Source organism: Streptomyces sp. NPDC025793 (genome assembly GCF_055558375.1).
The window spans coordinates 1-9,790 of record NZ_JBVHMR010000104.1; the positions used below are offsets into that span (position 1 = coordinate 1).

General features: G+C 68.1%; 9 protein-coding genes, 1 tRNA gene and 2 pseudogenes. 3 read left to right on the forward strand and 9 right to left on the reverse strand.

The window, feature by feature from the left end:
* Nucleotides 1-310: 310 nt before the first annotated feature.
* The 7 genes and pseudogenes from ACZ4MF_RS48145 to ACZ4MF_RS48175 all read right to left on the reverse strand — a co-directional run.
* Nucleotides 311-625, reverse strand: coding sequence for a putative quinol monooxygenase (locus ACZ4MF_RS48145; RefSeq protein WP_467500693.1), 315 nt, complete (start codon nt 623-625; stop codon nt 311-313).
* A 277-nt stretch (nt 626-902) separates the two neighbouring features.
* Nucleotides 903-1,463, reverse strand: a complete 561-nt coding sequence (locus tag ACZ4MF_RS48150; protein WP_467500695.1) for a hypothetical protein — start codon at nt 1,461-1,463, stop codon at nt 903-905.
* 163 nt (nt 1,464-1,626) lie between these two features.
* Nucleotides 1,627-2,295 (reverse strand): hypothetical protein, encoded by a 669-nt coding sequence (locus ACZ4MF_RS48155; protein WP_467500697.1) that lies wholly within the window; start codon nt 2,293-2,295, stop codon nt 1,627-1,629.
* 158 nt (nt 2,296-2,453) lie between these two features.
* Nucleotides 2,454-2,708 (reverse strand): annotated as a pseudogene (locus tag ACZ4MF_RS48160) (Tn3 family transposase); the annotation flags it as partial.
* 251 nt (nt 2,709-2,959) lie between these two features.
* A tRNA-Met gene (locus tag ACZ4MF_RS48165) sits at nt 2,960-3,036 on the reverse strand.
* A gap of 49 nt (nt 3,037-3,085) precedes the next feature.
* Nucleotides 3,086-3,289, reverse strand: coding sequence for a cold-shock protein (locus ACZ4MF_RS48170; protein ID WP_467500699.1), 204 nt, complete (start codon nt 3,287-3,289; stop codon nt 3,086-3,088).
* 174 nt (nt 3,290-3,463) lie between these two features.
* Nucleotides 3,464-4,015, reverse strand: a pseudogene (locus tag ACZ4MF_RS48175) (IS5 family transposase); the annotation flags it as partial.
* A 236-nt stretch (nt 4,016-4,251) separates the two neighbouring features.
* Between ACZ4MF_RS48175 and ACZ4MF_RS48180 the strand changes: the two are divergent.
* Nucleotides 4,252-4,575, forward strand: coding sequence for a hypothetical protein (locus ACZ4MF_RS48180; RefSeq protein ID WP_467500701.1), 324 nt, complete (start codon nt 4,252-4,254; stop codon nt 4,573-4,575).
* 238 nt (nt 4,576-4,813) lie between these two features.
* Here ACZ4MF_RS48180 and ACZ4MF_RS48185 read toward each other — a convergent pair whose 3' ends face one another.
* Together ACZ4MF_RS48185 and ACZ4MF_RS48190 are read right to left on the reverse strand one after the other, a co-directional pair.
* On the reverse strand, nt 4,814-5,071 hold the full coding sequence (locus tag ACZ4MF_RS48185; RefSeq protein WP_467500703.1) for a hypothetical protein: 258 nt from the start codon (nt 5,069-5,071) through the stop codon (nt 4,814-4,816).
* Between the two features lie 74 nt (nt 5,072-5,145).
* Nucleotides 5,146-6,387: a protein kinase domain-containing protein gene (locus ACZ4MF_RS48190; RefSeq protein ID WP_467500705.1), complete on the reverse strand. Its 1,242-nt coding sequence runs from the start codon at nt 6,385-6,387 to the stop codon at nt 5,146-5,148.
* Nucleotides 6,388-8,261: 1,874 nt separating this feature from the next.
* Here ACZ4MF_RS48190 and ACZ4MF_RS48195 point away from each other — a divergent pair.
* Both ACZ4MF_RS48195 and ACZ4MF_RS48200 read left to right on the forward strand, forming a co-directional pair.
* Nucleotides 8,262-8,912, forward strand: a complete 651-nt coding sequence (locus ACZ4MF_RS48195; RefSeq protein WP_467500707.1) for a YeeE/YedE family protein — start codon at nt 8,262-8,264, stop codon at nt 8,910-8,912.
* A complete protein-coding gene (locus ACZ4MF_RS48200; RefSeq protein ID WP_467500709.1) occupies nt 8,912-9,328 on the forward strand; it encodes a YeeE/YedE thiosulfate transporter family protein in 417 nt (138 codons plus the stop codon). The genes ACZ4MF_RS48195 and ACZ4MF_RS48200 overlap by 1 nt, the downstream gene beginning before the upstream one ends.
* Nucleotides 9,329-9,790 lie beyond the last annotated feature (462 nt).

Genomic DNA, 9,790 nt, shown 5'->3' on the forward strand with positions numbered 1-9,790 from the left:
CGCTCACCGGTCGCCGGCGTCCACGGTACTCGGTGCCGTTACGGCTGGTTCCTGACCGGGCGGTCGGCAGCGGGAAGGTCCGAACGAGGGCACCGACCGGGCGGGCGTCCGGGCGCTGTAGACCGGCGCGACTTCGAGCTCATCGGCGGGTCGATCCTGGGCGCGATCCACACGTCACCCACGCCGACAACCGCGACGCCCTGACCCTGCTGCGCACTGCCCAACCAGGTTCTCCGAGTCGACTGATGTTCAGGGCCGCGACCTGGCGGCGGCCGCTGACGACGGGCCCGTGCTGGTGGGCAGGCCCGGCTCAGATGTTCGGCAGCTGACCTTTTTCCGGCTCACCAGCGGGAACCGGCTCCAGCACCGCGACGTCCGTGGGGCCGGCCAGCGCGTCCGCGATCTCCCCGCCCAGCGCGGCCAGCACCGGCCCGGCCGAGTGGGCGTCGAGAGCGGCCTGGTCGGCCCAGTTCTCCACGACGGTGACCCGGTCCTCGCCGGCATGGGCGGCGTAGAGCAAGCAGCCGGGCTCAGCATGCACGGCGGCAGCGTGCCGGCGGAATGCCGCGAGCACGTCCTCCCGGCGGCCGGGCTTGGTCCGGAGGGTGGCAACGACGATGGGCATGGAACCTCCTTGGGATGGGACCGGTCCGTAATCACGGACGCGATCTTGGTGGTCTCAAGGAGCCTATGCCAGGAACGGGCGCCCTGACCTTGCCCGGGTCCCCGTCAGAGTGCTCCGCGGGCCATGCAAATGCTGCGCTGCATCCACGACGTCGCCCTGCGGCCATCCGATCAGCACCACTACCAGGAGCAGCACCAGGTCCTCGCCGCAGGCCTTGGCCTCACACCTGACAGCCTCACAGCACACCCCGCCCACCTGGGAAAACAGGGTGTGTGGCTCACAGCAGGAGCCAGGTGTCCGCGAGCGATGGCGGTCTGAGGACGGTGCCGTGCAGGGCGCGGCGGTCGCCGGACATCGCGTAGCGGCGGGCGGCGAAGCCGTGCTCGATGGGCAAGCCGATCTCCTCGCACAGCAGCGCCAGGACGTCGGTCGCGTAGGCGTCGGACAGGTAGGCCGGCGCGACTTCGAGCATCAGCTCCCCGATCGCGTACGTGTTGGCGGCGAGTTGCTCGACGGCGCGGCGGAGTTCGGCGGGCGCGGCATCCTGCGTCGGATCGGCGGTTGCTGGGGGTGGGGCGGTGCTGACGTCGCGGACGGACTGTCGGACGACCGCGCGCACCGTCGGCTCATCGAGGGGCTGGAGGCCCCTGTGGGCGAGCGTGGCGAGTCGGCGGGTCAGCTCCGCGACGGCGTCCGTGCGGCCGGAGACAGCGGGCAGGGCGCGCTGGGACAGGCCGTAGTCGAGCGCGGCCGCGGCGGCCGGGGTGGTTGTCTCGCGTGCGAGACGTCTCGGTGCCGGCGGCGACGGCTCCGTGGATCGCGGCCAGGGCGCGGGCAACGTCCAGGAGCCGGTACGCCTACGCGCGGCTGATGCCGAACTCCGCGATCGATACGTCTGCGGCCTTCCACCCCTCGGCGGAGGCGATCGCCGAAGGCACCAGCCTGCTCGCGCCCGGTGACAGCAGGCGCTGAGCAGCGGCTTGAAGTTTCCTGGCTCACTGCTACGAGCGCGACCGGGGCTCGGGGCGCACGACGCGGAAGGGCTGTCCGTGCAGATCGGTGACTACGACCCCGGACTTTCCATTGCAGATCCAGTGCACGCCGATGCGCCACCGGAAGTCGCCTGGCTCTTCGGTGGTCACATGGATGAAGAAGTGATCGGGATCGAGGGGTGTGACCGTGTAGGGGAAGTCCGGTACGCCATCGGCAGGTCTCGGCGCGGGCGCCGGCTCGGTGGCGTTCGCAGGGAGTCCCACGTTGAGGCTCACGCGGAACTCTCGCAGTTGCCGGGGGGACATCGGGGCGGCAAGTGGAGGCCCAGCGAGGTGACTGACGTGCGGAGGAGCGTCGCACGACTCCATGCGCACGTCTAGTTTGTTGATGATCGCTGTCCGGTCACCGGCGGCCTCGACGATCAGGTGGACGACTGCATCGTATAGTTCCACGACGTTGGCGGAGTCGCGCCATCGCTCCGTGGTCGGTGGCAGAGGGCCTATGTACCCTTGGATGCGAGGAGGCTGGGAAGCGTGAACGGTGATGGGATCTTCCGGTGTCCGGGCCAGCACCGCCTCGCCGCCACGCGTGATGACCTTGTCGACGTTGCGGGTGACGAGTCCTGTGACGGCCGCGCTCGCACCCGCGAGGACCGCCGTCAGAACCCACTTCTCCACCCCCGCGACGACTACAGCTACGACAGCGGCAGCAAGAGCTAGCGCAACTGCGCAAAACCGTATGACTAGTTGACGAGACAGCACTGCATCCCCCCTAAGGCCCAGGATGCCCGATCGCCATCAGACGAACCACTCGCCCGGGTCAAACCCTGAGGCCGCTCCTCCTCATGCGCGCCGGGTTGGCGCAGGGGCCACATCCGGCCAGGCAGGTCGGGAAGCTGGAATGAGTACCGGCCAAGTATGTTGATGTGGTGCCGCACGAGCGGCGAGAGGCGTGCCACGTCCTCGTCGCGGACGTCGAAGCCGTCCGCCCGAAGCTGGTTCACCGCGGCGTCCATGTACCGCGCGGTGAACAGCACGAGGGCGTTGAGGACCAGGCCCAGGGCGCCGATCTGGTCTTCCATGCCGTCCTGTGCGGGCCGCGCTGATCCCCGGCAGCGGGCACTCAGTCAGCCGGCAGCTCACCGCGCCCATCCGACCCGCAATACCGCGTGTGCCACACACCGGAGGTGTCTGTCCCCGACCATCCGGGAGAGACACCTCCCGGGCGTTTGAAGTCGGTGCCCGCCGCTTCCCCGGCTCATGTGCCGGCACGTGCTCTCGCGGCTCGCGTGATTCGACGAGGGCAACGCAGAAGGGACCCGCGGTTGCGGGCCCCTTCTTCTGGTAGCGGGGACAGGATTTGAACCTGCGGCCTCTGGGTTATGAGCCCAGCGAGCTACCGAGCTGCTCCACCCCGCGTCGGCGATGCCACTCTACATGGTGGATCATGCGGGACTCGGGTCGGGCGTCAGCCGCCGCGGACGATGTTCTCGGCCTGGGGGCCCTTCTGGCCTTGGGTGACGTCGAAGGTGACGGTCTCTCCCTCAACCAGTTCCCGGTATCCGTTGCCCTGGATGTTGGAGTAGTGCGCGAAGACGTCCGGTCCGCCGTCCTGGGCGATGAAGCCGAAGCCCTTCTCGGCGTTGAACCACTTCACGGTGCCGCTGGCCATGCTGTTGTCCTTCGTTCTCGGCGGGAAACCCCGGCCTGGTGAGATGGGGCCAACTACGTAACGCGCCCGACGTCCGTCCTACCCCACTCGCAGCCTGGTTATCCGATCAATACTTCGGTCCGCGCCCCGGCCTGCGCCGGGGCGCGTACATCGCCGCTGAGTGCGGCTGCCCGGACGACGCATTCGCATCCCGCAGCGTCCGGCGGTCTGGTCGAGCAGGGCGGTGCCGGCGGTGTTGTCGTGGGCGGATGCGGCCGGCACCACGACGCCGATGATCAGCCCCAGAACGTCGACGGCCAGCCCTCGCTTGCGCCCCGACACCTTCTTGTTGGCGTCCAGTCCCGTCGTGGTCTTCGGAACACCCGCGGCCGCGCGAACGGCCTGGGTGCCGATGATCCCGAGGGACGGGTCCTCTAATCGTCGCGCTCTCTCCCGCACCCGGCAGCGCAGAAGTTCCTGGATCCGCTGGTCGAGCCCGTCCTCGCGCCACAGACCGAAGTAGGAGAACACCGCCGACCAGGCCGGCAAGTCGTGGGGCAGTTAGCGCCACTGACAGCCCGTCCGATTCTGATAGAAGATCGCGTTCACGACCTCCCGGAGGTCGCAGGACCCGGGATCCCCGGTCCCCGACCGCGCCACTCTGTCCTGCTTCCAGGCTGTGATCACCGGCTCGATCAACGCCCACTGCTCGTCCGCTAAGTCACTCGGATACGGCTCTCGCTCCATGCCCCGCATCTCAACATGAACATGCCCAGCAGGAGGTCTGCACGACGATCAGTACCACGATCGAGCGATCACGAACCGAGAAAGATCGGACTTAACGTCCACTCAGTGAGCCTGTTCTATCCCCGCGCGGGTGGCAGCGCATCTGCGCAGAGCCAAACCGGCCGTCTCGGCCGTGGACAAGGCGCGATTCCAGCCAGTACCCGTAGGTAACGGTATGTGAGGTCCGCTCGGGGGGCATGATCGCGGTCGTGATCCGCGAAGACATGCCCCGCTGCTTGAGGTGGGAGATCCAGATGCACGAGCCGTTCAGCCGCGTATGGATCTGCAAAGACTACGGCCGCGCGACAACCGGCGCGGACCCCGCCGAGTGGGGTCGGACCGTCCTGGCCGCATACCTTGCCGAGCGGCCCACCAGGGGTGAAACGTTCCGTGTCATCGTCCGCACCGACAACGGCAGCCAGTCCATCACCACACCCAGTCAACTCACGGGCCATGGCTGGACGGCAGACCCCGCCATCCGCCAAGCCCTGCCGGGCTATCTCCGGGGCGCCCTCGCCTGACCGCGGCAAGCCCCCCGAGGCCGCCGCCGTTGACACAGCCGTGCTGCGCACCATGGGGATCAGGCGGCCCTGGACGGAAGGGCGCTGCACCGGGCTGCGGCCCGGCTGCTGGTGTGATCGGTGCCGCAGTGAGCGCCCGTGTCGCTGACGATCTGCGGGCAGAACAGCCGGGAGGGGACGGCCCGGTGGTGAGGCCCACGGCCTGGAGGGCACCGTCGACGAGGTGGGAGCCGAATACTCAGCCGCCACCCTTCACCATCACGTACAGGGTTTTGTACGTGCCGGTGACAACGAGTTCTTTGACCATGTTCCGGTACACGGTGGCGAGGTCGAGGTAGCCGCCGGCGGCCGGCATGACGGTGACCGTGTAGAGGCCGTGGTGCAGCCAGACGGCGGTGATCTCGGCCCGCTCACCACCGGTGGCGTGCACGCGGGTGCGCTCGGCGTGCTTCTCGGCCCAGCCGCAATCGGAAGCCGAGCACGGGACGCCATCCAACGGCCTACTTGAAGGCCTTCGTCAGTCCTCGCTTCTGTCTGCCCTCACGGCTGTACGTGGCATCTCCCAGCGGCTCAGTCACCCAAGTGCCGTTGCCGTCCTTTTCCTCCTGTCCCGTCATTGTGCTTGCCTGACCACTCGCCGCTCTTGTCGCCGCCGCGCTCCGGCCTGGGTGACGTCATGGCGGACGGAGGGGCAGGCGACGGCGTCGTGGCAGGGGTCCGTCCGGCGGGTGTTGGTGCGATGCGCGTGGGTGAGGGAGAGGCTGGAGACGTAGGTGTCGTGGCGCCGGAATTGAGCGAGGCGCCGAGAGCGGTGGCGCCGGCGAACAGCGCGAGGCCGGCGCCGCCGAGAACGGCTTTGGAGGCCAGTTTGCGGCGACTGCTGGAGCGGGAGTGGGTGCCCGCGCCGGATTCACCGGCGTGCGGGGCTGAAGTCGACGGAATTGCCGGGGCGGGCATGAGGGAGGTGCCGTCGGGCTCGGCCGGCCGCGGCGTTCCGCTCTGCGCGGCCAGCCAGGCGGCTGCCTGCTCGGCGGTGGGCCGGTGGGCCGGGTCCTTCGCGAGCATGTGCAGCACGTAGTCGGAGAGCGGCTGCGGTATGCCGGGGTGCAGGCGGTCGGGCGGTTGTGGTGTGGCACTGACGTGCTGCTGGACCACGGCCAGTGACGTGGCTCCAGTGAACGGAGGCCGCCCGGTGAGCAGTTCGTACAGGACACAACCGAGGGAGTAGACGTCGGACGCGGGCTGCGCGGGACGGCCCAACGCGCGTTCGGGAGCCAGGTAGTCGGCGGTGCCGATGATCTTGCCTGTGGCGGTCAGGCCGCTGGCGGCCTCCTCGGCGAAGCGTGCGATGCCGAAGTCGGTGATCTTCACCGTGCGGTCGGTATTCAGCATCACATTCGCGGGTTTGACGTCCCGGTGGACCACGCCCTGTTGGTGTGCCGCGCAGAGGCCGGCGGCCGCCTGGGCCGTGATGGCCGCCGCCTCGGCCCAGGGCAGGACGCGGCGCAGGGAGCGTTCCTGAGCCAGGTTCCAGCCGTCGACGAGTTCCATGACCAGGTGGGGCTGGTCATGGTGGGAGCCGAAGTCGTACATGCCCACGACGTTGGGGTGGTTGAGCCGGGCCGCGATCTGCGCCTCCAGGCGGAACCGCTCGGCGTCCTCCGCCTCCTGGGCATGCAGCAGTTTGACGGCCACGGGCCGCCCGAGAAGGTGGTCGCAGGCCCGCCACACCTCGCCCATCGCGCCGCGTCCCAGCAGCTCCTGCAGCTCATAGCGGTCCGCCAGCAGACCCCGCACACCCACCCCGATCATCGTGTTGCTCCTTGTTCCCCCGGGCCCGGTGAGCCGATGCACGCTCCCCCTCGGACCGGGCGCCGGGGTGCGCATGGGGCAGGCAGATGATGGGGGTTCACCCGCCTGCCCCTCATTGCGCGACTACCCGCTCAGAATTTGGGGGCGAGCAGGTGCCACGAGGCCCCTGGGTCCCAGGAGACACTTGTACAGCGCACCGGAGTGCCGGGCCGTCACACCCCTGGAGCACCCAACACCACCCGGCTCTCCGAGCTGTAAGAGGGGCAGGCCCGGCACGGGGGGAACCGAACCTGCCCCAGCACGTCGGCGCCTGCAGAGCCTCCCCCCGGAGGATGGGCGCCATGACCCCGCGCGGGGTCACTTCGAACAGCGCGCCGCAGGTCAGGAGTGTCACAGGGGAATGGGAACCGTTGCGACACCGACAACTCTATGAAGGAGCGCCATGTTCTCCTTCATGACTTGGTCACGAATTACGCGAGTACCGGCAGCCGGGGGCTGTTGCGGTACCCGAATCGCACTCATCCATTCCGTCCGGAAAATTGCCCCGGCGTGCGAACATGCGGCCAAGTTCCCATACAAGCAGCCATATTTGGGGCATCACAGACGCCGGCTTAACGCTGCAGTGCATGCGGATTACTTCACGCTGGGCTTTTCATCCACGCGATGAGCCGCGTCCGCCAGCCGTCCTCCGACCGGCCCGCCGAACCGTCCACGCGTCGAGGATTGTGTGTGCGTCGCACCGCCCCACCCAGCCGGCCCGGCTCCGGCTCCGTTCGAGTCATCGGCTCCCCTGCCGGTACGGGGTTGCGTTCCGCCGGCTCACACCTGCACCGCTGAGCCGTCGGCACGCCGGCGAGCACATGCTCCACGTGTCTCCCGCAGCCCTCATAGGTCACCTTCCGGCACGACTGACAGACAGCTCGTCGGCACATGATTCCCCTTCCTCGGCGCCCTCATTAACGGACCAGTAATATCAACAGTTTCGTCACGGTCGAATTCACATTTTCGCCATAACCAACCCCAATCCGCGCACTATCTCCACGAACAACTAACTCCCGCCGACAGAAAGAACAGCCGTGAGGGTGCGTAACGCCCCGATATCGCATGGCGTACCTCACTCAGCGATGTCAAGCGGTCACGTCCGGAATCCCCCTGAAGTTGCTCGGGACACCGAAACAATGGTTCCATCTCGCCCGGTCGAGAAAGGAAGGCACTGCTCCGTATCGTGACAGGCCATCACCGCGCCCATTGAGATGGTCGACCCGGGCGCGGCGCGGGCGAGAGACCGAGAACGGCAACCGCCCTCATGGAACAGGTGGTGTGCGCCGGTCAGAAGGGAGCAACGTGAGTTGCTCGCACGCCGCAGGATGCCCCCTTTTCCCCTTGCTCAGGGCGAGCTTGCAAGGTTGGCGCGACTACTACTGCGACAGCGAGGATCAGTGGCTCGGCTGTGCGCGCTACCAGGTGTCACTCACCGGCGAGCGGGTGCCGATCAGCCTGCTGCCCAACGGTGCCCGCGCGCGACACCTTGAAGACCCGCCCACCGGCCAGGACCGGGCCGGCGCCGCCGGCCCGGTGCAGGAAGCCCAGCAGGCCTCCCCACCACAACACAATCCCTGGCCGCCGCAGAGCGCAACCTGGTCGCATCCGGCATCTGCCTGGCCACCAGAGCCGTCAAAACCAGTGGTCGCGACACCCGAGGCCATGGCTCAGTTCCGGGCGGCATCTCCGACGATACCGGTCTCGCATTACCGACCGTCACCACCGCCACCGTTTCCCCAGCCTCCAGACCACCCATCTCGACACACGGAGCATGGACCCGGCTCAAAGCGCGGCTGGTGGGCGCGATTCACCGAATGGATGGGAGGCCCCGCATGAGCGGCTACTGGCCCTGGTGGGCCGGCGCTGCCGGGCTCGCTCTGATCACCATCAACTACACCCTCGCCACGGACCGGTCTTTCGGGGTGTCGTCCGCGTGGGATCGCGTGTTGCACTGGCGCAGGGAGCGCCGCCTCGAGCGGATGGACGAGGAGTTCACCGACGAGCATGCCCTCGCTGACGCTCTCGCCGCAGCCACAGCAGAGCACTTCGGCACCAGCCCCGCCGCACCCACTGTGACGCCGGTTCCCTACACGACACCACAACTGGTCGAAACGGACGCCGAACCGACGGTGAGTGAGGGCACTTCGGGGACGGGACCGGCCCCGCTGGCCACCCAGGCTGCCCTGCTGGTATCGATCTTCTTCGGTGGACTGATCGCGGCGGTCACCTCCGGGCGGTTCCGCCTCCGCCTCGACATGGGCCCGGGATTCAGGAACGTGGTCACCGCCAATCCGACCACCATGGTCGTCCTGCTGTTCGTCGGAGGCGTACTGGTCGGCTTCGGCACCCGGCTGGCCGGCGGGTGTAGCTCCGGCCACGGACTCAGCGGCTGCGGCCGTCTGCGCCCGGTCAGCCTGGTTGCGACGGCCGTGTTCTTCGGCACCGCCGTCGCGGTGTCGTTCCTGCTGTGGAAGGTGATCTGATGCGTACCCGGGGCGCGATTCTCGTGGCCAACATCCTCACCGGCCTCACTCTCGGCTACACCGTCTCCAACATCGGCTTCGGCGACTACGCCGAGCTGAACCGCATGTTCACCTTCCAGGACCTGCGCATGCTCCTGTCCTTCGCCGGCGCCGTCGTGATCATCGTCTGCGCATTCGCCCTGCTGCGGGTCCCCCGCGCCCCGGGGCGTATCCACGTCGGCGTGATCCCCGGCGCAGTCCTGTTCGGTACCGGCTGGGCGATCTCCGGCGGCTGCCCGGCAATACCGCTCGTCCAACTCGCCGGCGGATACCTGCCCGCGCTGGTCACCATCCTCGGCGTCACCGTCGGTATCCGGCTGTGCCGCTGGGCCAACGCCCACTACTTCCACCTCGACCGCGGCTCCTGCGGACTGTAACCAAGAACGCCCACCGACACGGCTCGCCGGAGAAGCGGCCCTCCGTTGACGAGTGCAACCACCCACTCCCCGCAGTCGGACGCGGACTCCGATCGCGACGGCGACGGGGACGAAGTCGTTGAGGGCGGTGGCGGTCTGGTTGTGCGTGCGGGACGCGGTCCTGGTGAGGCGGCTGAGGACGCGCAGCCCGGTGGGATGTTGGTGTCGTCGGGCTTTGGCGCTGCCACCCCCGTACCACGGATCGGTCATGGCTTTCGTAGCGACACGCAGCAGGCAAGGGGTGAGGAGGCGTCAGCAGATCATCCGGGAGGGCTAATGGTCATTCAATCTGCCTGGTCTTCGAGCCGCTTCACATTCTGACGGAGCACCAAGCAGGGCCGTATATACCCCGGTCGGCCCCCTGCCGCACAGCTTTCGATATGACCCGATATGACAGCTGTGACTACTTTTGGTCGCAGTCGG